General features: G+C 73.3%; 28 protein-coding genes. 19 read left to right on the top strand and 9 right to left on the bottom strand.

The window, feature by feature from the left end; translation table 11 throughout:
• Nucleotides 1-104 precede the first annotated feature (104 nt).
• Nucleotides 105-581, bottom strand: coding sequence for a MarR family winged helix-turn-helix transcriptional regulator (locus HGB44_RS15255; RefSeq protein ID WP_061079323.1), 477 nt, complete (start codon nucleotides 579-581; stop codon nucleotides 105-107).
• A gap of 254 nt (nucleotides 582-835) precedes the next feature.
• Here HGB44_RS15255 and HGB44_RS15250 point away from each other — a divergent pair, with 254 nt between their 5' ends.
• The 6 genes from HGB44_RS15250 to mnhG are packed head-to-tail and all read left to right on the top strand — an operon-like array spanning nucleotide 836 to nucleotide 7,649.
• Nucleotides 836-3,787, top strand: a complete 2,952-nt coding sequence (locus tag HGB44_RS15250; protein ID WP_061079322.1) for a Na+/H+ antiporter subunit A — start codon at nucleotides 836-838, stop codon at nucleotides 3,785-3,787.
• Nucleotides 3,784-4,614, top strand: coding sequence for a Na(+)/H(+) antiporter subunit C (locus tag HGB44_RS15245; RefSeq protein WP_061079321.1), 831 nt, complete (start codon nucleotides 3,784-3,786; stop codon nucleotides 4,612-4,614). The genes HGB44_RS15250 and HGB44_RS15245 overlap by 4 nt, the downstream gene beginning before the upstream one ends.
• Nucleotides 4,615-4,616: 2 nt before the next feature.
• Nucleotides 4,617-6,275: a Na+/H+ antiporter subunit D gene (locus HGB44_RS15240; protein WP_210751709.1), complete on the top strand. Its 1,659-nt coding sequence runs from the start codon at nucleotides 4,617-4,619 to the stop codon at nucleotides 6,273-6,275.
• Nucleotides 6,272-6,889: a Na+/H+ antiporter subunit E gene (locus tag HGB44_RS15235; RefSeq protein WP_061079319.1), complete on the top strand. Its 618-nt coding sequence runs from the start codon at nucleotides 6,272-6,274 to the stop codon at nucleotides 6,887-6,889. Before HGB44_RS15240 ends, HGB44_RS15235 begins: the two co-directional genes overlap by 4 nt.
• The gene (locus HGB44_RS15230) at nucleotides 6,886-7,257 is read left to right on the top strand and encodes a monovalent cation/H+ antiporter complex subunit F (RefSeq protein ID WP_061079318.1); all 372 of its coding nucleotides are present in this window, start codon (nucleotides 6,886-6,888) and stop codon (nucleotides 7,255-7,257) included. The genes HGB44_RS15235 and HGB44_RS15230 overlap by 4 nt, the downstream gene beginning before the upstream one ends.
• Nucleotides 7,254-7,649 (top strand): monovalent cation/H(+) antiporter subunit G, encoded by a 396-nt coding sequence (gene mnhG / locus HGB44_RS15225; RefSeq protein WP_061079317.1) that lies wholly within the window; start codon nucleotides 7,254-7,256, stop codon nucleotides 7,647-7,649. Before HGB44_RS15230 ends, mnhG begins: the two co-directional genes overlap by 4 nt.
• A gap of 113 nt (nucleotides 7,650-7,762) precedes the next feature.
• Here mnhG and HGB44_RS15220 read toward each other — a convergent pair whose 3' ends face one another.
• Nucleotides 7,763-8,050 carry a MerR family transcriptional regulator gene (locus HGB44_RS15220; protein WP_061079316.1) on the bottom strand — a complete coding sequence of 96 codons (288 nt, stop codon included), beginning with the start codon at nucleotides 8,048-8,050 and terminating at the stop codon, nucleotides 7,763-7,765.
• Between the two features lie 158 nt (nucleotides 8,051-8,208).
• On the opposite strand from HGB44_RS15220, the gene HGB44_RS15215 reads away from it, so the two are divergent.
• From HGB44_RS15215 to HGB44_RS15205, 3 genes are all read left to right on the top strand, one after another.
• Nucleotides 8,209-8,637 carry an Hsp20/alpha crystallin family protein gene (locus HGB44_RS15215; RefSeq protein WP_061079315.1) on the top strand — a complete coding sequence of 143 codons (429 nt, stop codon included), beginning with the start codon at nucleotides 8,209-8,211 and terminating at the stop codon, nucleotides 8,635-8,637.
• A 79-nt stretch (nucleotides 8,638-8,716) separates the two neighbouring features.
• Entirely contained in the window at nucleotides 8,717-9,040 is a 324-nt protein-coding gene (locus HGB44_RS15210) for a hypothetical protein (protein ID WP_061079314.1), read from the top strand.
• Nucleotides 9,041-9,745: 705 nt separating this feature from the next.
• On the top strand, nucleotides 9,746-10,126 hold the full coding sequence (locus tag HGB44_RS15205) for a MerR family transcriptional regulator (protein WP_061079313.1): 381 nt from the start codon (nucleotides 9,746-9,748) through the stop codon (nucleotides 10,124-10,126).
• Between the two features lie 76 nt (nucleotides 10,127-10,202).
• Here HGB44_RS15205 and HGB44_RS15200 read toward each other — a convergent pair whose 3' ends face one another.
• Together HGB44_RS15200 and HGB44_RS15195 are read right to left on the bottom strand one after the other, a co-directional pair.
• Entirely contained in the window at nucleotides 10,203-10,532 is a 330-nt protein-coding gene (locus HGB44_RS15200) for a hypothetical protein (RefSeq protein ID WP_061079312.1), read from the bottom strand.
• An 85-nt stretch (nucleotides 10,533-10,617) separates the two neighbouring features.
• A complete protein-coding gene (locus HGB44_RS15195) occupies nucleotides 10,618-12,186 on the bottom strand; it encodes a PucR family transcriptional regulator (protein WP_061079311.1) in 1,569 nt (522 codons plus the stop codon).
• Between the two features lie 198 nt (nucleotides 12,187-12,384).
• Here HGB44_RS15195 and HGB44_RS15190 point away from each other — a divergent pair, with 198 nt between their 5' ends.
• The gene (locus HGB44_RS15190; RefSeq protein ID WP_017563257.1) at nucleotides 12,385-12,873 is read left to right on the top strand and encodes a GreA/GreB family elongation factor; all 489 of its coding nucleotides are present in this window, start codon (nucleotides 12,385-12,387) and stop codon (nucleotides 12,871-12,873) included.
• A 318-nt stretch (nucleotides 12,874-13,191) separates the two neighbouring features.
• Nucleotides 13,192-13,584, top strand: a complete 393-nt coding sequence (locus HGB44_RS15185; RefSeq protein WP_061079310.1) for a nuclear transport factor 2 family protein — start codon at nucleotides 13,192-13,194, stop codon at nucleotides 13,582-13,584.
• A gap of 110 nt (nucleotides 13,585-13,694) precedes the next feature.
• Here HGB44_RS15185 and HGB44_RS15180 read toward each other — a convergent pair whose 3' ends face one another.
• Entirely contained in the window at nucleotides 13,695-14,300 is a 606-nt protein-coding gene (locus HGB44_RS15180) for a TetR/AcrR family transcriptional regulator (RefSeq protein ID WP_061079309.1), read from the bottom strand.
• A 446-nt stretch (nucleotides 14,301-14,746) separates the two neighbouring features.
• Between HGB44_RS15180 and HGB44_RS15175 the strand changes: the two genes are divergently transcribed.
• The 3 genes from HGB44_RS15175 (at nucleotide 14,747) to HGB44_RS15165 (ending at nucleotide 17,089) form a co-directional block, all read left to right on the top strand.
• The gene (locus HGB44_RS15175) at nucleotides 14,747-15,850 is read left to right on the top strand and encodes a WD40/YVTN/BNR-like repeat-containing protein (RefSeq protein ID WP_061079308.1); all 1,104 of its coding nucleotides are present in this window, start codon (nucleotides 14,747-14,749) and stop codon (nucleotides 15,848-15,850) included.
• Between the two features lies 1 nt (nucleotide 15,851).
• Nucleotides 15,852-16,136, top strand: a complete 285-nt coding sequence (locus HGB44_RS15170; protein WP_017563261.1) for a MoaD/ThiS family protein — start codon at nucleotides 15,852-15,854, stop codon at nucleotides 16,134-16,136.
• Between the two features lie 293 nt (nucleotides 16,137-16,429).
• The gene (locus HGB44_RS15165; RefSeq protein WP_231972334.1) at nucleotides 16,430-17,089 is read left to right on the top strand and encodes an alpha/beta fold hydrolase; all 660 of its coding nucleotides are present in this window, start codon (nucleotides 16,430-16,432) and stop codon (nucleotides 17,087-17,089) included.
• 18 nt (nucleotides 17,090-17,107) lie between these two features.
• Here HGB44_RS15165 and HGB44_RS15160 read toward each other — a convergent pair whose 3' ends face one another.
• A complete protein-coding gene (locus HGB44_RS15160) occupies nucleotides 17,108-18,319 on the bottom strand; it encodes a DUF418 domain-containing protein (protein ID WP_231972333.1) in 1,212 nt (403 codons plus the stop codon).
• Nucleotides 18,320-18,470: 151 nt separating this feature from the next.
• Between HGB44_RS15160 and HGB44_RS15155 the strand changes: the two genes are divergently transcribed.
• Nucleotides 18,471-19,745, top strand: a complete 1,275-nt coding sequence (locus HGB44_RS15155; protein WP_061079306.1) for a sensor histidine kinase — start codon at nucleotides 18,471-18,473, stop codon at nucleotides 19,743-19,745.
• 98 nt (nucleotides 19,746-19,843) lie between these two features.
• A complete protein-coding gene (locus HGB44_RS15150; RefSeq protein WP_082768244.1) occupies nucleotides 19,844-20,506 on the top strand; it encodes a response regulator in 663 nt (220 codons plus the stop codon).
• A 127-nt stretch (nucleotides 20,507-20,633) separates the two neighbouring features.
• Here HGB44_RS15150 and HGB44_RS15145 read toward each other — a convergent pair whose 3' ends face one another.
• Nucleotides 20,634-22,121 (bottom strand): SDR family oxidoreductase, encoded by a 1,488-nt coding sequence (locus HGB44_RS15145; protein WP_061079305.1) that lies wholly within the window; start codon nucleotides 22,119-22,121, stop codon nucleotides 20,634-20,636.
• A gap of 279 nt (nucleotides 22,122-22,400) precedes the next feature.
• On the opposite strand from HGB44_RS15145, the gene idi reads away from it, so the two are divergent.
• Both idi and HGB44_RS15135 read left to right on the top strand, forming a co-directional pair.
• A complete protein-coding gene (gene idi, locus HGB44_RS15140; protein WP_061079304.1) occupies nucleotides 22,401-22,958 on the top strand; it encodes an isopentenyl-diphosphate Delta-isomerase in 558 nt (185 codons plus the stop codon).
• A gap of 115 nt (nucleotides 22,959-23,073) precedes the next feature.
• Nucleotides 23,074-23,793, top strand: coding sequence for an HAD family hydrolase (locus tag HGB44_RS15135; RefSeq protein WP_061079303.1), 720 nt, complete (start codon nucleotides 23,074-23,076; stop codon nucleotides 23,791-23,793).
• On the opposite strand, the gene HGB44_RS15130 is transcribed toward HGB44_RS15135, so the two are convergent.
• A complete protein-coding gene (locus HGB44_RS15130; RefSeq protein WP_061079302.1) occupies nucleotides 23,786-24,256 on the bottom strand; it encodes an NUDIX hydrolase in 471 nt (156 codons plus the stop codon). The genes HGB44_RS15135 and HGB44_RS15130 overlap by 8 nt on opposite strands.
• Before the next feature lie 78 nt (nucleotides 24,257-24,334).
• Complete coding sequence (locus HGB44_RS15125) at nucleotides 24,335-24,922, bottom strand: GNAT family N-acetyltransferase (protein WP_061079301.1); 588 nt, start codon at nucleotides 24,920-24,922, stop codon at nucleotides 24,335-24,337.
• A 183-nt stretch (nucleotides 24,923-25,105) separates the two neighbouring features.
• Between HGB44_RS15125 and HGB44_RS15120 the strand changes: the two genes are divergently transcribed.
• On the top strand, nucleotides 25,106-26,542 hold the full coding sequence (locus tag HGB44_RS15120) for an ROK family protein (RefSeq protein WP_061079378.1): 1,437 nt from the start codon (nucleotides 25,106-25,108) through the stop codon (nucleotides 26,540-26,542).
• Nucleotides 26,543-26,642: the final 100 nt, after the last annotated feature.

The raw sequence follows: 26,642 nt of genomic DNA, 5'->3' as shown, positions 1-26,642 counted from the left end.
GAGGGAGACTTCCAGCGTTTCGGCCCGGGGCAGATCTGCCCATGGCAGAGGCCCTGTGGACACGGGCTCCGCACCCGCCCCGGAGGGCTGGCCGGACCCGGGGCTCAGGTCTCGTCGAGGGCCTCGCGCAGGTCGCGCAGCAGGGTGAGCACCATCGGGCGCAGTGACGGCCTTATGGCGTCGAACACCTGGCGCTGCTTGCGCTCCATGTCCCTGCGGCGGATCGCGAGCACCCGCTCGCCCTCCTCGGTGATGGTCACCACGGTGCTGCGCTCGTCGCGCTCGGAGCGGCGGCGCGCCATCATGCCCTTGCGCTCCAGCTGTTGGATCATGCGGGTGGCGGAGGGGGACGAGACGCCGACGATGTGCGCGACGGCGCCGACACTGGGGCTGTCCATACCGCGGACCGCCTCCATCAGGAGCGCCTGCGTGAGAGTGAGATCTTCGGCACCCCGGTGGCCGTGACCGCTGCGCGAGCGGGCGTGGAGCGCCGCGTTGATGAGTTCGGTCCAGGCGCGCTGGAACTCCTCAAGCTCGGAACCGTGCTGCTCGGCACGGGGTTCGTGGGTCTCGTCGGGCACGAAACGGTCCTCGCATGCTGGGCGGGCACCGCGGGTCCACGACCCGCGCGGTGGTTTGACGTTTGTGTAGTGTAGCTATTAAATAGCTAAGGCACGCAAGTTCACATACATCCTTGCCCCCACAAACCGTAGCGACACCTCTCATCCACTGACCGGTCGTCCACTGACCGGTTGTGGACGCGGCACGGGGCAATGGACGTCCGTCCGACACCAGGGCGGGCCCGGACAGGTCCGGGAGGGGCGCATTGACAACAGTGCTGATCGCGCATTTCATCGCAGCTGCGATCGCGCCGTTACTGGTGCGCCAGTGGGGCCGTAACGCCTTCCTCGCGCTCGCCGTCGTCCCGGGTGTGTCCACCCTCTGGGCCCTCTTCCAGATCCCCGCGATCATGCGCGGCGAGACCCTCGCCGTCTCCATCCCCTGGGCACCGGAGTTCTCCCTCCGGCTCGGCCTGTACATGGACGCCCTGGGCCTGGTGATGACGCTCATCGCCGCGGGCGTGGGCGCGCTGATCCTGATCTACTGCGCCCGCTACTTCGACGACTCCGAACCCGGTCTGGCCCGCTTCGCCGGGGTGTTCGTCGCCTTCGCCGGGGCCATGCTGGGCCTGGTGCTGGCCGACGACCTCATCCAGCTCTTCGTCTACTGGGAGCTGACCACGGTCTTCTCCTACCTGCTCATCGGGCACAGCACGGAGCTGAAGGAGAGCCGCCGGGCGGCGATGACGGCCCTGACCGTCACCACCTTCGGCGGACTGGCGATGCTCGTGGGCATGATCATGCTCGGCGAGACCGCCGGGACCTACGTGATCTCCGAGATCGTCGCCTCGCCGCCGGCCGGCGCCCTGGTCAACGTCGCGCTCGTGCTCATCATGGTCGGCGCGATGTCCAAGTCGGCCCTGCTGCCGTTCAGCCTGTGGCTCCCCGCCGCCATGCGCGCCCCCACGCCGGTCTCCGGCTACCTGCACGCCGCGGCGATGGTCAAGGCGGGCGTCTACCTGGTGGCCCGGCTCACCCCCGCCTTCCACGACGTCGCCGTGTGGAAGTACACGGCCCTGTTCTTCGGCACGCTCACCATGGTCCTCGCGGGCTGGAAGGCGCTGCGCCAGTACGACCTCAAGCTGGTCCTGGCCTACGGCACCATCAGCCAGCTGGGCTTCCTCATCACCCTGCTGGGCGCCGGAACCCAGGCCGGCGCCCTGGCCGGGATCTCGATGCTCATCGCGCACTCGCTGTTCAAGGCGCCGCTGTTCCTCGTGGTCGGCGTCATCGACCACAGCACCGGGACCCGCGACCTGCGCGAGCTGTCCGGCCTGCGCTCCTCCATGCCCGTGACCTTCTGGACCTCGGTCGTGGCTCTGGCCTCCATGGCGGGTCTGCCGCCCACCCTCGGGTTCGCCGCCAAGGAGCTGGCCTTCGGCGCCTTCGAGCACGGCGGAGGCGCCGACATCGCCGTCCTGGCGGGCATCGTGATCGGCTCCACCTTCACCGTCGCCTACAGCCTGCGCTTCCTGTGGGGCGCCTTCTGGGACAAGGAGAACGTCCCGGCCACCCCGCTGCACGCCCCCGGCCCGCTCCTCCAGGCGCCCGCCGCGGTCCTGGCCGGGCTCGGCCTGCTCGGCGGCCTGCTCTCCACCCTCGTGGACCCCTTCCTGGCCGTGTACGCCGACACCGTCCCCGTCGCCGAGGGCGACTACGCCAAGCACCTGGCCCTGTGGCACGGCCTGGGACTGCCCCTGCTGCTGTCGGCGGTGTGCGTCGCGGGCGGCCTGGCGCTGTTCCGGTTCCGCCACGAGATCGTGTGGGCGGGAACGCGGACCGCGCTGCCCGACGCCGACCGGGTCTACCGCCGGATGCTGGCCGCGCTGGAGAACCTGGCCCTCCAGGTCACCGGCGGCACCCAGCGCGGTTCGCTGCCGGTCTACCTCGGCACCATCCTGGTCACGCTGGTCGTCGCCGCCGGGTGGTGGATGGTCAGCGGCCGGATCTGGGAGGGGGACCACCCCGCGGTGCGCCTGTGGGACAGCCCGGTCCAGATCATCCCGGTCCTGATCATCGGCGCGTCCGCCCTGCTGACGCTGTTCGTGCGCCGCCGCCTGTTCGCGGTGATCCTCGTGGGCACCGGCGGCTACGGCGTCGCCGCCCTGTTCTACCTGATGGGCGCCCCCGACATCGCGCTCACCCAGTTCCTCGTGGAGACCGTCAGCCTGGTGGTCTTCGTGCTGGTGCTGCGCCGCTTCCCGGCCCGCTTCTCGGCGCCCGCGCTGCGCGGGCGCCGGGTGTGGAACCTGGCCCTGGGCGCGGCCACCGGAGTCCTGGTGGCCGCGATGACCTGGTTCGCCCTCGCGGGCCGCCAGGAGCCCTCCATCTCGGCGGGCTACCCGGCCGCGGCCGAGGAGGCGGGCGGCTACAACATCATCTCGGTCCTGCTGGTCGACGTCCGGGCCTGGGACACCATGGGCGAGATCTCGGTGCTCGCCGCCGCGGCCGCCGGCGTGGCCAGCCTGATGTTCGTGCGCCGCCGCGCCCAGCCGCGCAAGACGCCGGGCGGGGTGATGGCCCTGTCGGTCACCGAACCGCCGCCGCCCGCCGACGGCCAGCGCGGACTCGACCTCGGCGGCCTGCGGTTCGCCCCCCGCAGGATGCACGTCGAGCCCCGGTGGGCGCGCACCTGGCTGCCGGGCGCCGACGCCCTGCCCACCGAGCGCCGGTCGGTCATCTTCGAGGTCGTCTCGCGCTTCCTGTTCCCCGTGATCATGGTGATCTCGGTGTACCTGCTGCTCACCGGCCACACCGCCATCGGCGGGGGCTTCGCGGGCGGCATCGTCGCGGGCCTGGCGTTCATCGTCCGCTACCTGGCCGGAGGCCGGTTCGAGCTGTACGCCACCGCGTGGGTGCAGCCGGGCGCGCTGATCGGCGCGGGCCTGGCCGTGGCCACCGGCACCGCGCTGGGCGGGGCCGTCTTCGGCACCGACGTCCTGGCGGGGGGCGACGCCTACATCGACTTCTGGATCCTGGGCGAGGCCCACGTCACGGTGTCCCTGCTCTTCGACATCGGCGTGTACCTGCTGGTGATCGGGCTCATCCTGGACATCCTGCGCAGCCTCGGCGCCCGCATCGACGAGCAGATCGAGCGGGACGCCGCGCACTCGGAGGCCCAGGCCAGGACCGGGGGACCCGAACGCCCCGAGGAGGTCATCTCGTGAACGAGTCCCCCAGCCTGCTCCTCGTCGCCATCGTCGGCGTCCTGGTCGCGGTGGGCGTCGTGCTCCTGCTGGAGCGCAGCCTCACCCGCGTGCTGCTCGGCTTCATCGTCATGAGCAACGGGGTCAACCTGATGATCCTGTCCATGGCGGGCGAGCCCGGCGGGCCGCCGGTCCTGTGGTTCACCGAACCGGAGGAGATGACCGACCCGCTGCCGCAGGCGATGATCCTGACGGCGATCGTCATCACCCTCGGCATCACCGCCTTCCTGCTGGCCATGGCCTACCGGAACTGGCAGCTGGAGGGCAACGACGAGGTCCAGGACGACGCGGAGGACCTGCGCATCGTCCAGGGCGAGGGCCGCCGCGCGGTGCGCCAGCGCTTCCTCAAGGAGCGCCGCAGGCTCCAGGCCGACATCCGCCGCCAGCGGGCCGAACTCCAGGCGACCATCGCCACCGCCGACGCCCGCGAGCTGGCCGAGCAGGCCCGCATCAAGGCCGAGATCGCGCGGGCGCAGGCCGAACTGGCCCGCTACGAGCTGGAGGCGGAGGAGAACGATCCGGACGAGCAGTCCCGCGAGACCATGCGCCGCCTGAGCGACCGCGCGGAGTCGATGACCGCCCAGGTCCAGGAGCTGCGCGGGCGCATCCGCCAGGGGCGCAGGCGCCTGCGCGAGCACAGGCGGGCGGACCGCGCCGCCGAGCGCGAGCTGTGGCGCGAGCTGCGCCGCCGCATCCGCTCGCAGCGCAGGCAGGCGCGCCAGACCATGCGGGCCGAACGCGAGCGCTTGGCCCGCGCCGAGGACAGCGACCTGCAAGGGAGCGAGTGACCATGGGGACGGACTACTTCGTCGGTCTGCTGCACTACTTCATCCCGCTGCCGGTGGTGCTCCCGCTGTTCGCGGCCGGGGTGAAGCTGGCGCTCGGCATCCGCTGGCCCCGGCTCCAGCAGGCGCTCAGCGTCATCTCGCTGGCCCTGGTGCTGGTCATCGGCCTCGTGCTGATGCTCGGCTCCCACGCCTACGGCCCGCAGGTCGTGCAGGTGGGCGGCTGGGAGGCGCCGATCGGCATCACCCTGGTCGCCGACCGGCTCTCCTCGCTGATGGTCACGGTGTCGGCGGCGATCACGCTGGCCGTGCTGGTGTACTCCATCGGCCAGGGCATGGCGGGCAAGGCCGAGGTGGCGCCGCTGTCGGTGTACCAGCCGACCTACCTGATCCTGGTGGCGGGCGTCTCCAACGCCTTCCTGGCCGGGGACCTGTTCAACCTGTACGTCGGGTTCGAGATCCTGCTGACCGCCAGCTACGTGCTGCTGACCCTGGGCGGCACGCAGTCCCGGATGCGGGCGGGCGCCATCTACGTCGTGGTGTCCCTGGTGTCGTCGGTGCTGTTCCTCATCGCCATCGCGCTGGTCTTCGGCGCGACCGGCACGGTGAACATGGCCCAGCTCGGCGAGCGGCTGCCCGAGCTGTCCTCGGACCTGAGGGCGGTCCTCCAGGTCGTGCTGCTGTTCGCCTTCGGCATCAAGGCGGCGGTCTTCCCGCTGGCCGCGTGGCTGCCCGACTCCTATCCGACCGCGCCCGCGCCGGTCACGGCGGTGTTCGCGGGCCTGCTCACCAAGGTGGGCGTGTACGCGATCATCCGCACCCAGACCCTGCTGTTCCCGGGCGACCAGCTCAACGACCTGCTGATGGTCGTGGCCCTGGCGACGATGATCATGGGCATCCTGGGCGCGGTCGCGCAGACCGACATCAAACGTCTGCTGTCGTTCACGCTGATCAGCCACATCGGGTACATGGTGTTCGGCGTGGCCCTGGGCAGCGAACAGGGCATGGCGGGCGCGGTGTTCTACGTCGCGCACCACATCACGGTGCAGACCACGCTGTTCCTCATCACGGGTCTGATCGAACGCCGGGGCGGCTCCACCTCGCTGGACCACCTGGGCGGGCTGGTGCGGATCGCGCCGATACTCGCCGTCCTGTTCTTCGTCCCGGCGATGAACCTGGGCGGCATCCCGCCGCTGTCGGGCTTCCTCGGCAAGCTCGGCCTGATCCAGGCCGGGGTGGAGGCGGGCACGCCGCTGGCCTACACCCTGGTGGGCGCGTCGGTGCTGACGAGCCTGCTGACCCTGTACGTCATCTCCCGGGTGTGGAACTACGCGTTCTGGCGGACGCCCTCCGAGGGCATGGTGGCCGAGCCCGGCACCGTCCTGGAGGACACCGAGACCGACGACCCCTCCACCGCGGCCCTGGGCCCCGGCGAGGCGGTCGGCCCGTCCTCCCGCCTGGGCGACACCTCGACCGCGGCCACCCCCGTGGTCACGTCCGTCGTCCTGCCCAGGAGTATGGTCGGCGCCACGGTGGCGCTGGTGGCGTTCAGCATCGCCCTGACCGTGCTGGCCGGACCGCTGATCGAGTACTCCTCGGACGCGGCGGTCGAGCTCCAGGCGCGCGGCCCCTACATCGAGGCGGTTCTGGGAGGCGACCGGTGAACGGCCTGCAGGAGAAGAAGAGGATCGGCCTGACCGCGCTGCGCAGGCGCCTGGGCAAGGTGCAGCTCCCGGTGGCGCTCGGCATGACCCTGGTGTGGATGCTGCTCTTCGACGCCTTCCAGCTGCGCCGGGAGTCGCTGGGCCTGCTGGTCCTGGGCTTCCTGGTGTCGGTGATGATCATGCTGCTGTTCCCGCTGCCGCCGATCACCCCGGGGTTCCGGTTCCGGCCGCTGTACCTGCTCCGGCTCCTGGTGTACATCCTCGCCCGGATGGTCTCCGCCAGTTTCCGGGTGACGGTGCAGACCTTCACGCCCGGACGGGTGCACAGCTCGGTGGTCGAGGTGCGGCTGCGCACCGACTCCGACCTGATGCAGGTGTGCGTGGCGATCGCCAGCTCGATCATCCCGGGCTCGGTGGTCGTCGAGGTCGGCCAGCCCGACCGGGCCCTGTACGTGCACGTGCTGGGGGCGGACGACGACAGCTCGATCGAGCAGGGGCGCGAGGACGTCCTGCACCTGGAGGAGCGGATCGTGATGGCCCTGGGCACCCGTGAGGACGTCGCCGCGCTGCGGACCGGGGAGTCCGTACTGGGTGAGGGAAGGGGGAGACCGTGACCGTCCTGTGGATCGTCATCGGCGTCATGCTCGGCCTGGCCGCCCTGCTGAGCGTGACCCGGATGCTCATCGGCCCGGGCATCCTGGACCGGGCCATCTCCGTGGACGTGCTGCTCGCCTCGGCGCTGGTCGGCGTGGGCGCCTACGCGGCCTTCACGCGCGACCCCACGGTGCTGCCGACGCTGCTGGTCCTGTCCCTGCTCGGCTTCGTCGGCTCGGTCAGCATCGCCAAGTTCGTCGCACGGCGGGCGCACGAGGACCAGGAGCACATCGCCACGCCGACCGGGGCCCACCCGACCTCCGCGACGCCCACCGACGCGGTTCCCGAATCGGAACGGCGGGAGCAGGAGAAGGGGGAGACCTCGTGAGCGACCAGCTCATCACCGTCCTGGACTGGGTGGCGGTCCTGTGCATCCTGGCCGGGGCCATGCTCTCGCTCGTCGCGAGCGTGGGCCTGCTCCGCTTCCCCGACCTGCTCTCGCGCATGCACACCACCGCCAAGCCGCAGATCCTGGGGCTGCTGCTGGTGCTGGTGGGGATCGGCATCCGGCTGATCCCCGTGGAGACCAACGTCTTCAGCGCCGGAACGCTGTTGCTGGTGGCGCTGTTCCAGATCGTGACCGTCCCGGTGGCGGGCCACATCGCCGCCCGCGTGGGCTACCGGACCGGACGCATCGACAAGGAGCTCATCACCCGTGACGAGCTGGACGAGCGTCTGGAGGCCAAGCGCAGGAACGGCGCGGACGACGCGCCCCTGTAGGCGGCGGACGGAAGACCCTGCGAGGGCCCCGGGGGGCGGTTGAGCCCCCCGGGGCCCTCGCCGCGTTCGCGGCTGCGGACGGTCCCCCGGCCCACACCCCCGCCCCGCCTGCCTCACCCGTTCCCGGAAGGACCGTCGCGCAGCCTGGTGTTCTCCTCCTCCAGTTCCAGGATCCGTCCGATCCCCGCGAGGTTCACCCCCTGGGCCGCCAGCTCGGCCACCCGCCGCGAGCGGGTGATGTCGTCGTCGCTGTACAACCGCGTGCCGCCCTCGGTGCGCGCCGGGGCGACCAGGCCCCGCTCCTCGTAGGCGCGCAGGCTTCTCGGCGCGACACCCGCCATCTCCGCGGCCACGGAGATGGTGTACAGGCCCCGGTCAGGGCCCGGCCGCGGTTCCGTCATCAGCACGTCCTCCCCGACGGGACCGCCCGTGGGCCCCGTGCGCTTACCCCTGGCTTGAGAAAACCTTTGTCGGACACTGTTGTTTACCTCATCAGCATGAGGTATAAAACTTGCGTCACCTCGCATCAGGTTTTCTAGTAGAGCCAAGGGAGGTTTCCATGATGCTGATGCGTACCGACCCCTTCCGGGACATCGACCGCCTGACACAGCGGATTCTGGGCGAGGCGTCCCGACCGGCCGCGATGCCGATCGACGCCTACCGCGACGGTGACGTCTTCGTCGTCTGCTTCGACCTGCCGGGCGTGCGCGCCGACTCCATCGACCTGGAGGTCGAGCGCAACGTGCTCACGGTGACCGCTGAGCGCCCCGACACCGTGCGCGACCGCGAGTCGGTGGTGGTCGCCGAACGTCCCACCGGCACCTTCTCCCGGCAGCTGTTCCTCGGCGAGACGCTGGAGACCGACGCCATCCAGGCCGACTACACCGATGGCGTCCTGACCCTGCGCATCCCGGTCGCCGAACAGGCCAAGCCGCGCAAGATCAGCGTCAGCCAGGGCGAGGGCCAGCCCCGCGGCATCCAGGCCTGAACCCCCGGCGGCCCGGCTCCGGCCGGGCCGCCGCCCCTGAGCAGTGTCCGTGTCCCTCTCCTCAGGAAGCAGTGATCCGATGCCTTCCACACTCCGCAGGACCCGCGCGGTGGCCGAGCGCATCCAGCGCCACGACCACCGGGAGAGCACCCATCTGGCGTGCGTCCGTTTCTTCCGCGCCCTCCGGGCCTACGAGGCCGCGTGGGGGAGCACGCCCGGGCGCCTCCGCCAGGCGCTGGAGGACCTCAGAAGCGCCACCGCGGACCTGACCGGCGACCCCGACGCCTTCCGGCGGGCGTGCCGGGACCCCCGCCACGGGGGCCTGCCGCACAGCCTCGACGAGCCGCTGGCCGAACAGCTGCGGGCATCCCTGGAGGCCCCGTCGTACGCCGAGGCGGGCTGAGGCGGCGCCCTCAGAAAACCTGCTCGCGACACCCACCGAAATCTGTAGTGGCCGGAGTAGACATTCGTCCTGAGCACTGATACTTTTCCTGTCGTAGCCACAGAGATCCACAAGGTGGACCACCGGATACGCCGGTGGAGAGCAGGACCGGCGTCCCGCCCGCACGGGGGACACCGCAGCGACAAGGGAAACGCGGTAGGGCTCGACCGGCACAGAGGTGTTGAACGGTGTCGGGAGCCGGTAGGACCGCAGTGACGCAGGACCGGCCCTTCGCCAGCACGGGAAGGACCGCGCGGCAACAGAGCAGGACGGCTCGACCGGCGTGCACGTGCTCCAAGACGCCGGGAGCCGGTAGGACAGCGACACCGCAGTACAGAGGTGGAGCAGTACGCAGTACCGCAGGACCGGCGTCCCGCCCGCACGGGGGACACCGCAGCAGGAGTGAAGTGCACGCAGTGAGATCGAGAGGAGTAGATGCCATCGAGGATCGCCCGGGTGTGGAGATGTTCCACTCGGGTACCGCAGGCCCCGGTTCGGAAGAAGGTGGTCCACGGTCACACAACCGCGATCCCCGCGCTCCCGTCCCAGTTTCACCTCGGGAAGCGGAAGACCGGCAGTAGCCGGTAGGTGGTATTGAACTCTCGGGCCCCAGCGCCACAAGGCGCTGGGGCCCTCGGCGTGCGATGAGGAGAGAAAGAGAAACGCTTGTCCCGTCCCGAAGCCGAAGACCGGTTCGACGATGACGACTACCCCGCCTACACCATGGGCCGCGCGGCGGAGATGATCGGTGCCACACCGGCCTTCCTGCGCGCTCTGGGTGATGCCCGGCTGATCGAGCCCCTGCGCTCGGCGGGCGGGCACCGCCGCTACTCCCGTTACCAGCTCAGGATCGCCTCCCGCGCCCGCGAACTCGTGGACGAGGGCACCCCGGTCGAAGCCGCGTGCAGGATCATCATCCTGGAGGACCAGCTGGAGGAGGCGCAGCGGATCAACGAGGAGCTCCGCGCCTCCGAGGCCGGCACCCGGACCGACGGGCGCCCGGAACCCCCGGAGGCGTCCGGCCGGGGACGGGGCGGCGCGGACTGAGGGGCCGGTTCCCGGGAGGCCGCCCCGTCAGGGCGGCCTCTCCGTGTTCTCGGCCCCCTCCCCCGCGGATCCCGCCTCAGCGCTCCTCGCGGACGCGCTCCCTGCCGGGGCCGCACAGCCAGTAGGCGGGGTAGGCCCGCACGTCCTCCACGGTCGGCGCGGCCGGGGGGACGGCCGGATAGGGGTCGCTGCCCCAGTCGAAGCGCGGGCGCAGCTCGCGCGCGGTGGCGCCGTCGGGGAGGGCGTCGCGCCCGGCGGGGGTCAGGTAGGTCCCGGCCGGGGTCCTTCGGGCCAGTCCCGCCGCCACCAGGGGCGGGGCCAGCTCCTCCTCCACGCGCCCGTCCCACCGGGTGGTCGCCGCCGCGGTCCCCAACAACGCTGTCAGGTCCTTGATCAGTGTGCTCATGCGCAAACGGTAGCGATCCGCGGCCCCGCGTACCCGGGCATTGCCGAACTCGGGAGAGTGCGCCGGAACACACGCGGGCGCCCGCTCAGAGCGGGTACGGCTCCTCCCCGCCGGGCGGGTCCGCCACGAGCGCGGCGAGCGCGACCGTCATCGCCACCCGCGCCCGCGGGTCGTGCAGCGGCAGGTCCGCGACCCCGCCCATCCTGCGCAGCCGGTACCGCACCGTGTTGGGGTGCAGGCCCAGCAGTTCCGCCGCCCGCCCCAGGTCGCCGTGCACGTACAGCCAGGCGCGGAGCGTGCGCGCGTGGTCGGTGCCGTGCTCGGCGTCGTACCGGACCAGGTCGGCCACCGGGTTGCGGACGGGCATGCGCCCGGCCTCGGCCACCAGGCGCAGGCGGCGCAGCAGCACGGAGTGCCAGGCGTCGTCGTAGACCACCGCGTCGGCGCCCTCCGGCGCCTGCCCGTGCAGTGTCAGGCACTCGTCCGCCTCCTGCCTGCTGGCGGGCAGGTCCGCGGCGTCGGCGGTGCCGCCCACCCCGGCCACCACTCCCAGCCGGTCGGGCAGGCCGCGCAGCGTCGAACGCACCCACTCCACCGCCGGGGCGGGGTCGTCCCCGCACGGCAGCACGGTGTACACGGTGGTTCCGAGCAGGGTGCTGCGCCCCGGACGGGACCAGCCGAAACCGGTGGTGACCTGCTCGAACAGGTGCAGGATCGCGGCCTCGGGCTCGGTGCGGGCACGCGCCTGGAAGGCGATCACCCGCAGCCCCGACCCGAGCAGGCCGATCCGCCCGGCCGTCTGCGCCGGGTCGGCGGAGCCCTCCAGCAGGTCGATCACCGACTCCGACTCCACCTGCCGTTCCAGGTCGCTGCTGACCCTGGCGCGCAGCATGTGCAGCCCGACCGTGTGCGCCCCCTCGCTCAGCACCCGGGACCGCTCCGCGTCCAGCGGGGCCCCGCACACCACCCACAGCGTCCCCAGGAGTTCGCGGCCCACCCGGATCGGCGCGGCGGTGCGTCCGCCCATCCCGAGTTCGGGTATCCCCGGCACGAACCGGGGTCCGGTCGCGGCCGCCAGCCGGGTGAGCACCCCGTCGGCGTCGAGGCGTTCGCGGACCGGCTCGGGGACCCGCCGGTCGACGAGGGTGTCGCGCCGCACCCGGTCGGTGCCGCCCTGGGAGGCCGAGTAGGCCACCACGCGCGAGGCCCGGTCCTCGATGGTGACGGGTCCGCCGACCTCGGCGGCGACGGTGTCGGCGAGGGTGAACAGGTCGCTGGGGCCGCGCCCGGCCTCGGTCTCGCGCCCCTCCAGGACCAGCCCGTAGACGACACCGGAGACCTGGCTCCACGACACGGCGGGTTCGACGACCAGGAGGGCGGGGCCGCCCTCGCCCAGGCGTGCGCGCACGTCGTCGCCGGGCCCGGTCGCGGACCGGATGATGACGACGGTCGCGCGGGCCTGCTCGGCGAGGCGCACGGCCTCGGCGGCCGAGTCCACGCCGACGGCGAGGAAGGCGTCGCCCAGCTGCGGCACGTCGTCGGTGGGGTCGTGCATGGCGACGCTGCGCAGCTCCTTGCGGCGCAGCGGCTCGGGGCCGACCAGCCGGGCGCCGTAGCCGCCCAGGACGTTGACGAGACGGTCGAGGTGGATCACGCCCTCTCCTTTCCCCGGCGGCGGAGTTGTTCCGCGGCCACAAAGAAGCCTCATCTGATTGTCGCCCGAGGATAACGCCCGGTACCGGCCCCGTGGACACACTCGTGATAGGCGGCGACCACCCGTGTCGGTCACCGCTGTGCTCGCCCCGTCCGCGGACCCGGTCCGCGGCGCGGGCCCTGAAGACAAGGAACGTTCATGGCCAGGACCACCGACCGTTGGATGACCCGGGAGGCCTACGAGCGGCTCCGGGAGGAGCTCCGGACGCTGCGCGCGCTCCCCGACGACGACCCCGGCACCGGGGCGGACGGGGGCGCGGGGGACGTACTCCCCGCGCCCCGCTACATTCACGACCCCGCCGTGCGGCAGGCGCGCGTGCACACCATCGAGCGCCTGCTCAGCGAGGCCGTCGTGGACGAGGCCGCGCCCGACGACGGGATCGCCGCGCCCGGCAAGGTGCTCACCATCCGCTACGACGGCGAGGAGGAGGACGAGGTGTTCCTCCTCGGCGTCCGGGACGCGTCCGTGGCGGACCGGATGACGGTGTACTCCCCGGAGTCCCCGCTGGGCGCGGCGCTGGTGGGCGCCCGCCAGGGCGAGCGGCGCACGTTCACCGCGCCCCGGGGCACGGTCATCGGGGTCACCCTGCTCAGGGCCGAGCCGTACCGGGCCGCCGTGGTGCACTAGGGCGCGCGTGCCCCGGTCGGCACCCACCGTGAACGGCCCTCGGACGGCGTTCCCGGCTCACCCGGACACCGGTGGGACCCCTCGGACACGGGGAGGCGGAACGCCTCCGCCGCCTCCTCACGCGGGGAACGCCCGTCCTCCGGAGAGGGGGAGGTGCACCGTCCCGAAGGTCGGAGGGGTTTCCTCCGCGGCCCGCGCACACCCTTTCCCGGGCGGCGGGACGATCACGACCGCCCGGTTCCGGGTAGCGGGGTGGGGACCCCGTGGGAACACGCGGGCCGGAGGAGACGGACACCCGACGCAGAGAGGGCGACGCACATGAGCTCGGACACCGACGACGCGCGCTGGGCGCCGGTCAGGGACTGGCACGCGGCGGTGAGCGGACGGGACCTGACGGCGGCGAAGGCGGTCGTCGACCCCGACGTCAGGATCGGCGGCCCCAAGGGCTCCGCACAGGGCGTGGAGGTCTTCCTGGACTGGGTCCGCGACTCGGGCGTGCGCCTCGAACCGGTCGGCTGGCACACCGTGGACGAGCACCGCGTCGTGGTCGAGCAGAACGCCTCCTGGCCCGGCCGCGCCGACTCGGGGCCCGAGGCCGCCCCGGTGCGCACCGCGACCCTGTTCGAGGTGCGCCACGGCCTGATCACCGCCGCGCTCCGCTACGACGAGGGCGTGGAGGCGGCCCTCGACGCGGCCCGGCGCACGCCCTGACACCGCGTGCGCCGGGGGTCCGAAGACGCACCGGTCGCGCGCCGCGCGCGGCCCGGGGCGGCCGGTACCCGTCTCGGTGCGCCCCGGGTCGGTGTGGAGTGGGGCCCGGGTCAGGGGGCCGCCGGTCTGCCGATGGTGTGGAGGAGGACGTGGGCCTCGTCGAGGCGGTCGGGGAAGGCCTCCGGGCTCTCCGCCAACCGCATGGCGGTCAGCTCGCAGGCCATGGCGGTGTGGGCGGCGAGCACGGCGACGTTCTCGGCCGCACCCGCCTCCACCAGGGCACCTGCGAAGCGGTGGGCGCGCTGCTGACGGGTGAGCAGGTAGCGCGAGCGCAGCTCGCCGCTCTCCCGGAGCAGACGCGCCAGGACCGCGGAGTGGGCCGGGGAGAGCGCGGTGTGCGGCCTGACGGCGGCGTCGGCCTCCCGGAGCAGCCCGACGGCGGCGCCGAGGTCATCGCCCAGCGGCCGGGAGGCCTTTTCCCGAACATAGGCGCACACGCGGTCGGCTTCGGCCGCGTCGTCGGCGAACAACACCTGCTGTTTGTCGCCGAAGTACCTGAAGAAGGTGGTCCGGCCGACTTCCGCGCGTTCGGCGATCGCGGCGACCGTGACGTTGTCGAATCCGTGCTCCGCGAAGAGCTGGAATGCTGCTGACACGATCATGGCCCGGGCCTTACGCCGTTTGCGGGCGTGGAGCGTGTCGGGGGGGTGGTGCATGAGGCGACCCTATCGAGTGGGAACCCGGTTCTCTTTGGTACGCAGGACCATTGGGACGGTAGTCCTGAAACGCACCGCGGGACCGGGGAGCGGGAAGTCGTCTGTCCTGTTGTAGCGGGAACGCAGCCGGTGGGCACAGTCCGAAACCCACGCGGACGCACCGGTTGGCCCGGAATTTTATTGCAGAGCGGGCTTCGTCTGACAACCGCCTTCCGGACCGTGCGGAACATCTACCCGGAAAGTGGTTCCCCTCTCACCGGATTTCGCCTTCCACCCGGCTGGAGCGGGAGCCATTCCGGATCGGTCCCCATTGAACATCTTCCGGGAAAACGTTCGGTTCCCTTACTGTTTCCCGGCCGGGGAGCGCGGCCCACCGGACCGCGCGGCCGCCGATTGTCAGTGGCCTGTGTCACAGTGGAGACCTCGATCCCATACTGGAGCTGGTCATGGCATATCTCCTGGTCATCGGCACACGCAAGGGGCTCTTCACCGCCCGCAGCGAGGATCGGCGCGCGTGGGAGGTGAGCGGCCCCCACCGGCTCGACGCAGCGGACTACGCCAGCATGAGCTCGGTGTACGCGGTCGGCATCAACCCGCACAGCGGCCGCGTCCTCGCCGGAGCGGAGAGCTCGCACTTCGGACCGAGCGTCTGGTACAGCGACGACGGGGGCGCCACCTGGCACGAGCCCGGGTCCGCGCCCATCGCCTTCCCCGAGGACACCGACGCCTCCCTGGTCCGGGCCTGGCAGTTCGCCTTCGGCGACGACGCCGACACCGTGTACGCGGGGGTGGAGCCGCACGCGCTGTTCCGGTCCTCCGACGGCGGGCTGCGCTTCGAGCTCGTCCGCGCCCTGTGGGACCACCCCCACCGCGCCGACTGGTTCCCCGGGGCGGGCGGCGGCGCGGTCCACACGATCCTGCCCGGGATCCTCGGCGCGGGCGAGCGCGTGCCCGGGGCCGTGACGGTGGCCATGTCCACCGGTGGTGTCTACCAGACCCGCGACGACGGTGCCAGTTGGGCTCCGGCCAACCGGGGGATCTCGGCGGTGTTCCTGCCCGACGAGGAGCCCGAGTACGGCCAGTGCGTGCACAAGGTGGCCGCCGGGCCGGGCGGTGTGCTCTACGCGCAGAACCACCACGGGGTGTACCGCAGCACGGACCCCGCCGGGAGGGGGTGGACGGCCGTGGAGACCGGCCTGCCCACCGACTTCGGGTTCGCGGTGGTCGCCCACCCGCACCGGCCGGAGACCGCTCTCAACTTCCCGGTGGTCAGCCAGGAGGTGCACCTGCCGCCCGACCACCGGCTGGGCGTGTACCGGACCGACGACGGGGGCGGCGGCTGGCGGCCGTTCACGGAGGGGCTGCCGCAGGACCCCTACTTCGGGATCGTGCTGCGCGACGGCGCCTGCACCGACGGGGCGGACGTGCCCGGGTTCTACTTCGGCACCCGGTCGGGCGACGTCTACGCCGCCACCGACGACGGTGACGGCTGGCACCCGGTGGTCCAGCACCTGCCCGACGTCCTGTGCGTACGCGCCGCGGAGGTGTGAGATGCGGGTGACGGTGCACCTGCCGGGGCTGCTGCGGGCCGACGCCGACGGCGCGGCCCACGTCCCGGTGGAGGTCGAGGACGGGACCGCGCTGGGCGGGGTGCTGGACGCGCTCACCGCCCGGTATCCGGGGCTGGACCGGCGGATCCGCGACGAGCAGGGGCGGCTGCGCCGCTACGTCAACGTGTTCGTGGACGAGGACGAGTGCCGCGGGGTCGGCGGGCTGGCGGCGCCGGTCCGCGACGGCGCGGACGTGCGCGTGCTGCCCTCGGTCGCGGGGGGCTGAGGAGCCCGCACGGAGGGGGCGCGCCGACCGCCCGGACCGGCTCGGGCAGTGCTGCCGGCGCCGCCCCCGGCAGCGGGGGCGGGGACCCCACCCGCCACGGCGGGCCCGCGGTCCGCCACGAGGCGACCGCCCTTGTCGCGGCCGTCAACGCAGGGCTGTGAACGGCCTTGCCGCAACACGGACTCGTTCGGGACCGGGCGTTCTGCTGTCAGCCGACACAGTCGCGGATCCGACGGCACGGGCGGCAGGATCGTCACATGCAGCCGGTCTTCGTTCTCGTGCACAGTCCGTCCGTGGGTCCCTCTACCTGGCGACCCGTGGCCCAACACCTGGGGGCGGCGGGGCACCGGGTGCGGGTGCCGTCCCTGCTGCACATCGGCGCCGGCGCTCCGCCCTTCTGGCCCCGCGTCGCGGACGCCGTCCGCGACGAACTGCGGCAGATCCCGGCCAGCAGTCCCGTCACTCTGGTGGCACACAGCAACGCGGGCCTGCTCCTCCCGGTGATTCGCTCAGGCCTCGACCATCCGGTGGCCAGCTCGGTCTTCGTCGACGCCGCGCTGCCGGCACGGACCGGGCCGACACCTGTCGCCCCGCCCGAGGTGCTGGAGTTCCTCCGCCCGATGGCTGTGAACGGCACGCTGCCACGCTGGACCGACTGGTGGGACGAGGCGGACGTCGCACCCATGTTCCCCGATCCGCTGGTGCGGCGGACCGTCATCGAGGAGCAGCCCGCCCTGCCGCTGTCCTACTACGAGCGGCACATCCCGGTTCCCGACTCCTGGGACGACCACCCCTGTTCCTACCTGCTGTTCAGCCCTCCGTATGACGGCCTCGCCGCCGAGGCGCGTGAACGCGGCTGGCGCGTGGCGCACCTGCCCGGCGTGCACCTCCACCAGCTCGTCGATCCCGCCGGCACAGCCCGGCACCTCGTCGAACTCGCCGCCACGACCTGACCCCCTTCGACACACGTCCTAACCGGAGCGCTCGGCGCGCAGGGGCGCCGGGCGCAGGTAGGTCAGGCTCCGCCACACCCACTCCAGCGGGCCGAGCCGGAACCGGCGCGCCCACAGATGGGCGAGGAGCGCGGTCGCGACGAAGTAGGCGGCGGCCAGGGCGTACTGGGCCAGGAGGGGGACCGTCCCCTCGAACGGGCCCATGACCGCCAGGAACACCGCCGTGCTGCCCAGGTACACCGTGAGGGTCATCCGCCCGAGCGGGGCCAGCGTGCCCAGCACGCGCGACGCTCTACGGCCCCTGAGCACCAGCCACCACACCAATCCCAGATAGAGCAGGGCTCCGCCCAGGTTCAGGAACGTGTTCCCCAGGAGGATGACCACGGTCTCGCCCACGGACCGCACCGGCGCGCCGTCGGCGCCGAACTCGGTCGGGAACAACACGCTGCCGACGAGCATGAGGACCATGCTGAGACCCTGGACCACCACGCCGAACACGAGCATGCGCAGCGGCAGGCGGGAGTCTCCCCGGCCACCGGTTCCGGCTTCGGGTCCGGCGGTGAGCTCCGGGCGGCGGGCCAGCCACACGCCCACGCAGAAGAACCCGAGGGTCTGCGGGACGAGCATCGCCGAGGCCCCCCAGACGTGGTCCCCGAAGAACGGGGAGAGCAGGAGGTCCGACACCGGCACGGCGGCGAACAGCACGGCCGCCGCGATCAGGGGTCGGCGGCGGGACCCGCCGAGCAGCAGCGGCACCAGAGGGGTCAGCAGCAGCGCCGCGACCGAGTACTGGGTGAGGATGTCCCCGTCGAAGACCGCCAGGTGCGGAAGTCCGAACAGCAGCCCCAGGAAGGCGTAGCGGCGCAGCATCACCGCCGCCGGCCGCCCGCCGCGCCGGGCGGCGGCCCGCCACGCCAGGACCACGCCCGCGCCCAGCAGCACCATGAGCATCGTCCTGGCCCTGCCCGACATGAGGAGGTTGAGGCCGCCGTCCACGAGGTCGGTCAGCAGACTCGGAACCCGGTTCCCCGACATCTCGACGGGATAGACGACCGAGGACGCGTTCATCATGACCACGCCGATCATCGCGAGCGCCCGGGCGACGTCCAGGAAGACCACGCGCCGCGCGGGCGGCGGAAGGCCGGGGACGGCGCCGCCGGACGCGGCCCCGGTCGTGACCTGCGCCTCGGCCTCGTGCCTCGCCTCGATCGTGTGCCGCGTCTCGCTCATGCGGTGCCCTCTCCTCCTCGGACGGTGAACGGCTCCCAGCCTCGCCTCCCGGCCCGTGCGCGCACATCGACCGAACGGTCGACGCCCGGACCCGCCCGCCTCGTACCTTCGGCCGAGGTCCGCCGCGTCCGCGCGGCCTACGCTGGTCGCCATGGCCATGAACAGGATGTTCGCGACGCTCGGCGGCGACCGGATCGGCGGCGCGCTGTCCCGGCTCGCGCCGTGGGCCGTGGCGTGCGTGCTCGCGGCGGTGTGGGTCCTGGACCTGCTGCGCGTTCACGGCAACTTCTCCAGCCCCGGCTGGATGGGTCCCCCGCACTCCGCCATGGACTACGCGCCGGTGGTCTCCGGCGGGGTGGTCTGCGTGTTCGCCCTGTTCGCCCTGCGCCCGTCGTCGGGACCGGTGCCGACCGCGGCGGCCGGTGCGGCGGCCGCGGCCGTGATGCTGGCGACCTCGGCGGTTCTGTGGCCGCTGCCCATGGGGGAGGCGTTCGGGTACGCCTTCGCGAGCGCGGAGGTCGGCGGGCTGCTGGTGCTGCTCGTACTGGCCGGGCTGCGGTGCCGCCCCTGGCAGATCGGCGCGGTGTCCCTGTGCGCCTTCGCGGCCACCCTCTCGGACTACGTGCGAGAGCCCGTCCCCTACTACGGGAGCCTGTTCAACCAGGCGCTGACGTTCGTGGCCGTGGGGCTGGCCCCGGGGCTGTACCTGCGGTGGCGGGAGGCGCAGCGGCGCTCCCACGTGGAACAGGCCCGGTCCCAGGAGCGGCTGGCGATCGCCCGCGACCTGCACGACGTCGTGGCGCACGAGGTGACCGGCATCGTCGTCCAGGCGCAGGCGCTGCGCCACATCGCCGACCGCGACCCCGGCGCGGTGCGGACCGCGCTGCCCGAGATCGAGGCGGCGGGTGCGCGCGCCCTGGAGTCCATGCGCGGGATGGTCTCGCGTCTGCGGGAACCGGGTGACGTGCCGCTGGCCCCGGACACCGCCGCTGGACTGGCCCGGCTGGCGACACCGGCGGCCGACGGCCGCCCGGAGGTGGCGGTGCGGTGCGGCGGCCCCGTGGACGCCCTGCCGCCGACCGCCGGAACGGCGGTGCTGCGGATCGCCCAGGAGTCGGTCACCAACGCGCTGCGGCACGCCCGCGGTGCCACCCTGGTGGAGGTGTCGGTGGAGGCCGGGCCGGAGGAGGTCGCGGTGCGGGTGAGCGACGACGGCCAGGGGACCGCGGGGGCGACCGGAGGCGGGTTCGGCCTGGTCGGCATGGCGGAGCGGGCGCGTCTGCTCGGCGGCGCGTTCTCCGCGGGCCCCCGTGACCGGGACCGGGACCGGGACCGGGACCGGGGCTGGGAGGTGGCGGCGCGGCTGCCGCTGGACCGGACGGGCGAGGGCCCTGAGCGGCGTTCGGCGGCCGGGGATCAGGGGTGACGGTGACGCGGGGAGTCTCGGGGGACCGGGAAGGAGCAGGGGTGACGGTAGACCGGGAGGAAACAGGGGTGACGGTGGGGACCGGAGGGGAGCAGGCGGTGTCCGGCGACGGCACGGCGCCGATCCGGGTGCTGCTTGCGGACGACCAGGCCATGGTGCGGACCGGGTTCCGGTACATGCTGGCGGCCGAGGACGGCGTCGAGGTGGTGGGAGAGGCCGGTGACGGCCTGGAGGCGGTCCGCCTGGCGCGGGAGCTGCGCCCGGACGTGGTGCTCATGGACATCCGGATGCCGGGGGTGGACGGTCTGGAGGCCACGCGGCGGCTGGCCGGTCCGGGGGTGGCCGACCCGCTCCGGGTGGTCGTGGTGACCACGTTCGACCTGGACGAGTACGTGCACGCGGCGCTCACCGGAGGGGCGGTCGGGTTCCTGCTCAAGGACGCCGGACCGGCCCTGCTGGTGGAGGCGGTGCGGGCCGCCGCCAGGGGCGACGCCCTGGTCTCCCCGAGGGTCACCGTGCGGCTGCTGCGGCACTTCGCGGCGGCGCCCCGGTCCGCGCCGCGGGACTGCGGGCTGACCGTGCGGGAGCTGGACATCGTGCGCGCGGTGGCGCGGGGGCTGACCAACACCGAGGTGGCCGGGGAGCTGTTCGTCACCGTGAGCACGGTCAAGACGCACCTGGCGAGCGTGCAGGCCAAGCTGGGGGCGCGCAACCGCGTGGAGGTGGCGGCCTGGGCCTACCGCAACGGGCACGCGGAGTAGGCGGCCGTCTCGTCGCCGGTGCCGCGGCCCCCTGCGAGCGGCGGCTGTCCGCGGTCCCCACCGCCGCTCGTCCCGACGGGGTTCCCTGGGGCACGGGCCCCGGGTGCGCCCGGTTTCCGGCCGCCCCCTACCAGTTGGCGGGGGCGTAGTCCTTCAGGAAGCACCCGTGCAGGTCCTCGCCCAGCTCGCCCCGCACGATGGGGTCGTACACGCGCGCGGCCCCGTCCTCCAGGTCCAGGGGCGCGTGGAACCCGGCCTCGGCCAGCCGTTCCTTGTCCGGATGCGGCCGCTCGTCCGTGATCCACCCGGTGTCCACGCTGGTCATCAGGATGCCGTCGGACTCCAGCATCTCCTGGGCGCTGGTGCGGGTGAGCATGTTGAGCGCGGCCTTGGCCATGTTGGTGTGGGGGTGGCCCGGCCCCTTGTAGCCGCGGCCGAACACCCCCTCCATCGCCGACACGTTGACGATGTAGGTGCGGCGTGCCGGGGAGGCGGCCAGGGCCGGACGCAACCGGTCCACCAGCAGGAACGGCGCGCTCACGTTGCACAGCTGCACCTCCAGCATCTCGACGGGGTCGACCTCGCCGACCCGCCGCGTCCAGCTGTTCACCGGGGCCAGGTCGGGCACCAGCCCCCCGGCGTCGATCGCCGTTCCGGTGCGCACCCTCTCCATCGACGCGGACCCCGTGGTCAGCGCCAGGGACGTGAGCATGGCCGGGGTGAGCGCGTGGGTCGCCGGAGCGCCCTGCTCCGGGCCGGTGCGCCCTTCCAGGGGGCGCGGGCGCACGCCGCCCAGCACCAGCGGCTCGGGCAGGCCCTCGCCGGTGAGCGGCTCGGCCTCGGCGTCGACCAGCGGCCCGTAGGAGCCGGGCGAGCGGCGCACCGTCTGGGCCGCGTTGTTGATGAGGATGTCCAGCGGACCCTGTTCGGCCACCGAGTCGGCGAGCCGCAGCACCTGGGCGGGGTCGCGCAGGTCGATGCCCACCACCCGCAGCCGGTGCAGCCACTCGCCGCTGTCGGGCATCGCGGCGAACCGGCGCACCGCGTCGTTGGGGAACCGCGTGGTGACGGTGGTGTGCGCGCCGTCCCTCAGCAGCCGGAGGGCGATGTACATGCCGATCTTGGCGCGTCCGCCGGTGAGCAGGGCCCGGCGCCCGGTCAGGTCGGTGCGGGCGGCCCGGCGCTCCCTGTTGAACGCGGCGCACGCGGGGCACAGCTGGTGGTAGAAGGAGTCGACCTCCCGGTACCTCTCCTTGCAGATGTAGCAGGGCCGGGGCCTGCTCAGCACGCCCGCGAGGGCGCCGCCGCTGCCGCTGGTGAGGGCGCGGCCGTTGGTCTCGTCGTCGATCCGGTCCGGCGCGGCGGTGGCGGTGGCCGCGAACACGGCGCTGTCGTGGGCCCGTTGGGCGGCCTGGCGCTCCTTGCGGCGCCGCTCCTTCACGTTCTTGAACAGGCGGGCGGTCGCGCGCTGGAGGGCGACCGAGTCCGGGTGGTCGCTGGGCAGCTCACCGGCGCGGGCGATCACGTCCAGGCACGCGGCAAGCCGGTCGGGGTCGATCCGCTCCGCCGGGTGCTCCAGTTCCTCCGGCCGTGCCCGTGTACCCGTGTCCGTCATCGTCTCCGTCACCGCTCCACCGCCGTGCCGCGGTCGTCGCGGCCGGCCTCCCGTTCCCTGTGTCCGGTGGCTCCCGACTCGGGGCCATCAGGAACTGTATGCGCACCCCCGGACCGCGCGGAGCACGGTCCGGGGGAGCCGGTGCGCGTCAGGCGGGAGTGACGGGTGAGTATGAGAGGGAAGACCGACACCGTGTGAGAAGTATGGATACGCGTGTGACGTAAGAACGAGGGACGGCCGCGCGCGGAGCGCGGGTCCTGGAAGCGGGGGGTAGGAGCCGTGACCCAGCACAAGGCCGCCGCGAGCGCGGAAGGCGGTTCCGGGCGCGAACTCGTGGTGCTGCTCGACGAGCGGCACCAACGCGTGGGCGTCGCCGACAAGGCCACCGTGCACACCCGGGACACCCCGCTGCACCTGGCGTTCTCCTGCTACGTCCTGGACGCGGACGGGCGGGTGCTCCTCACCCGCCGGGCCCTGGGCAAGACCACCTGGCCGGGTGTGTGGACGAACAGCTGCTGCGGCCACCCCGGCCCGGACGAGGACCTCGACGCGGCCGTGCGCCGCCGGGTCGGCCAGGAGCTGGGGATGCGCGTCAGCGGGGTACGGCCCGCGCTGCCCGACTTCCGGTACCGGGCGGTGTCTGCCGAGGGGATCGTGGAGAACGAGTTCTGCCCGGTCTTCTGGGCTCGCGCGGAGGAGGGCCCGGACCCGGACCCGGCGGAGGTGGCCGAGCACGCGTGGGCGGAGTGGGCGGACCTGGTGGCGGTCGCCGAGCGGACACCGTGGCTGCTGAGCCCGTGGGCGGTGGAGCAGATCCCCCGCCTGGACGCGCTCTGAGCGGTCGCGCCCCGCGGCCCGAAGGCCAGGAGGCGGGGGCCCGGGAGGCGCGAAAGGCACCGTGCCCGGGTAGGAACGGGGTGGCCGTTCCCGACCCCTCCCTGGAGCCGCACCCATGTCCGAACGCCCCGCCGGGCGACCGCCCCGCCCGGCCGCCCTCGTCCTCGACGTCCTCGACACCCTCTTCCCCCTCGCCCCCCTGGAGTGGCGGTTCCGGGAGGCCGGAATCCCCCGGGTGCTCATGACCCGCTGGTCGGACCACCTGCTGCGCGACTCGTTCGCCCTGGCCCTGGTGGGCGGCGACGGCGCCGACCGCTCCTTCGAGGACGTGGTCCGGGGCGCGCTGCGCGACATCACCGGTCACCAGATCGCCCCCTCCGCCGAGGACGTCATCGTCGAGGGGCTGGCCGAACTCGACCCCCGGCCCGAGGCGGAGGCCGCGCTGAGCGCCGCGCGCGGGGCCGGGATGCCCGTCGCGGTCCTGGGCGACCACGACGACGCGCTGCCCCGGAGGCTGTTGGAGCGCGCCGGCCTGCTCCACCTGGTGGAGGACGTGCTGGCAGCCCGCCCCGCCGGGGAGTGGAAGCCCGCGCCGGGCGCCTACCGGACCGCCGCGCGGTCCCTGGGGGTCGCCCCGGAGCGGCTGGCCCTGGTCACCGCGCACGGATGGGACGTCGCCGGAGCACGGAACGCGGGGCTGGTGACCGGCTGGTCCTCCCACCTGGAGGGGCGCTTCCCGTCGGTCTTCGCCCCGCCGGACGTCTCGGGCCGCGACCTCACCGAGACGGTGGAGGGCCTGCTCGCCCTGCCCTCCGGGGCGCCGGGGCTCAGGTGAGGTAGAACGGCCCCGGGCGGTCCTCGTGGGCGTGGCCGATCCGGTCCAGGATGCGCTGGGGCATGTCCGGCAGGGCCTTGGGCGGGAACCAGCGCACGTCCAGGCTCTCGTCTCCGCTGGCGTCGGGCGCACCGCCCACGGGGCGGCAGCGGAAGGCCAGGTCGAGGAACTGCACGCGGTCGCCGTTGGGGTAGGTGAAGGGCTCCTGGGCGAGCACGCTGGTGAGCCGCTCCACCTCGACCTCCACCCCGGTCTCCTCGCGCACCTCGCGGACCACGGCCCGGGCGGGCTCCTCCTCCGGTTCCAGGATGCCGCCGGGCGTGGCCCAGCGGCCGTCGTCCGCGCGCCGGTGCAGGAGGACCTCGCCCTCCTCGTTGACCACCACCGCCGTCACCCCGACGAGGGGCAGGAGGCCGTGGCCGACGTGGCTGCGGAGGGCGAGGAGGAAGTCAGGAACGGGCATGGGCCCGAGGGTAGCCCCGGGACGTGTTCGGCGGGTACGCACCCCGCTGCGCGACGGGCGGCGCCCGCGGAACCCGCCCTAGCCCCGCTCCCGGGCCGCGCGGAGTTCGGCGTACTCCTCGTCCAGGACCGACATCAGCACCGCGTCGTGCCACTCTCCGTCCCAGCGCAGGTACTTGCGCCAGACGCCCTCCCGGACGAACCCCGACCGGGCGTAGGACCTCTGCGCGCGGGTGTTGAACGCGAACACCTCCAGGGCGACCCGGTGCAGCCCGGCCACGGTGAAGGCGTACTCCAGCACGAGGTCCGTGGCCTCGGTGCCGTAGCCCCTCCCGGTGACGGACATGCCGTTGAGCGCGATCCGGTAGCCGACGCTGGCGTTGTCCGGATCGAGGTCGATCAGCGCGCACTCGCCCACGGGCGCGCCGCCCTCCCTCTCGAAGACGACCCAGTCGGCGCGGTCGTGGTGGTCGGGCCGCGTCGCGGCCCAGCGCACCAGCTCGTCCCTGGTGAACTCCCGGTGGGTTCCGGTGAGGCGGCGCACCTCGGGGTCCATGCGCAGTACCGGTTCGACGAAGTGCTCGCCGGTCCTGGCGTCGAGCGGTTCGAGGCGGACCCTCTCACCGGTGAGGACGGGCTGGTCGCGGAAGACGTCGGGAGGCACCATGCCCGGGATTCCACCAGGGGGGCCCGCCGGGCGCAACGGCTTTTGCGGGTCCGTCCGCTCAACCGCCTCCCCGGCCGCACCCCCTCCGCCGCGCCCCGCCGGGGCAGCGCCCCCGCCCACGCCGCTGGCTCCCTGTACGATCCGGGCACGGTGTGCCGTGTCGGGCAGGACGAGGGGGACCAGGTGTCGGTCGGTTCGGGAACGGTGAGCTTCCAGACGGTCCGGGAGACCAACCTGGGCGTCGTGCTGCGCACGGTCCGCGAGCTGGCCCCCTGCTCGCGCGCGGCGGTCGCCGCGGCCACCGGGCTGAACAAGACCACGGTGTCCAGCCTCGTCGCCGACCTCATGGCGCGCAGGCTGGTCCGCGAGACCGGGCGCTCCTCCCGGCAGCGGGTGGGGCGCCCCGGGGTACTGCTGGACCTGGACGACTCCTCGATCGCGGCGATCGGCCTGGAGGTCAACGTGGACTACCTGTCGGTGGTCGCCGTGGACCTGCTCCAGCGCGAACTGGTCAGCCGCCACGTCCCCTTCGACGCCCGGTCGGCCGGCGCGGAGGCGTGCGCGCGGCACATCGCGCGCACCCTCGGCGCGACGGTGGCCGACCCGGCGCTGCGCGGGCGCACCGTGGTGGGCGTGAGCGTGGCGGTCCCGGCGCTGATCGACGCCCCCTCCGGAACGGTCAGGCATGCGCCCAACCTGGGCTGGCGTGACGTGCCGCTGCGCGACCGGCTGTCGGAGCTGCTGTGCGAGGCCGGGGTGGAGGGCGTCCCGGTGCGGGTGGACAACGACGCGAACCTGGGCGCGGTGGCCGAGTACCGGGTCGGGTCGTTCGCGGGGACCGCCGACCTCGCGTACCTGACCGGGGAGGTCGGGATCGGCGCGGGCATCCTGACCGGTGGCGGGCTGCTGCGCGGGGTCAGCGGGTTCGCGGGCGAGGTGGGCCACCTGTCACTGGCCCCGGACGGGCCGGAGTGCGCGTGCGGGCGCCGCGGCTGCCTGGAGGCGCTGGCGGGGATCGGGGCCATCCTGCGCGGGGCCGTCCCCGACCGGTTCCCGGACCACCCGCTGTCGGGCAGCGACGTCGCCGAACTGGTGGGGGCGGCCGTGGAACGCGCCGAGGCGGGCGACGACGCCGCCGTCGGCGCGCTGGAGCGGGCGGGCACGTGGCTGGGCCGGGGCCTGGCCGTGCTGATCAACGTCACCAACCCGAGCCTGGTGGTGCTGGGCGGCTACTTCGTGCCCCTGGGCCCGTGGCTGCTGCCGAACTGCCGGGCGGAGGCGGCCGCGAGCGCGTTCGCGCCGGAGGCGGGAGGCTGCCGGGTGGAGCTGTCGTCGCTCGGGCTGAGCGCGGCGGCCCGGGGCGGGGCCACCGCGATGATCCACTCGCTCGACGCGGGACTGCTGCCCCTGCCCGGTCCCGTCGCCCCGGCTTCCGAGCCCGCCGCCCCGGTTACCGGTCCCGAGCCCGCCGCCCCGGCCCCCGACCCCGCGTCCGCGTCCTCCGAGGAGCCCACAGCGGAGCCCACAGCGGAGCCCACAGCGGAGCCCGCTGCCGGGCACGCCGAGAGCCCGGCGACGGACGCGGCGCACCCGGGCGGCGACACCGCGGACACCGCCTAACACTCGACCGGAAGCGTTACCGGCGTGACTCCTGAGGCTCGCTGATTCGGTGATCTTGCTACTGGTGCCACTGTCGGCGTCGAGAGTGGCACCAGTAGCA

The sequence above is a fragment of the Nocardiopsis alborubida genome (assembly GCF_012396365.1).
Lineage (GTDB): Bacteria > Actinomycetota > Actinomycetes > Streptosporangiales > Streptosporangiaceae > Nocardiopsis > Nocardiopsis alborubida.
This window is presented reverse-complemented; position numbering and strand designations above follow the sequence as displayed.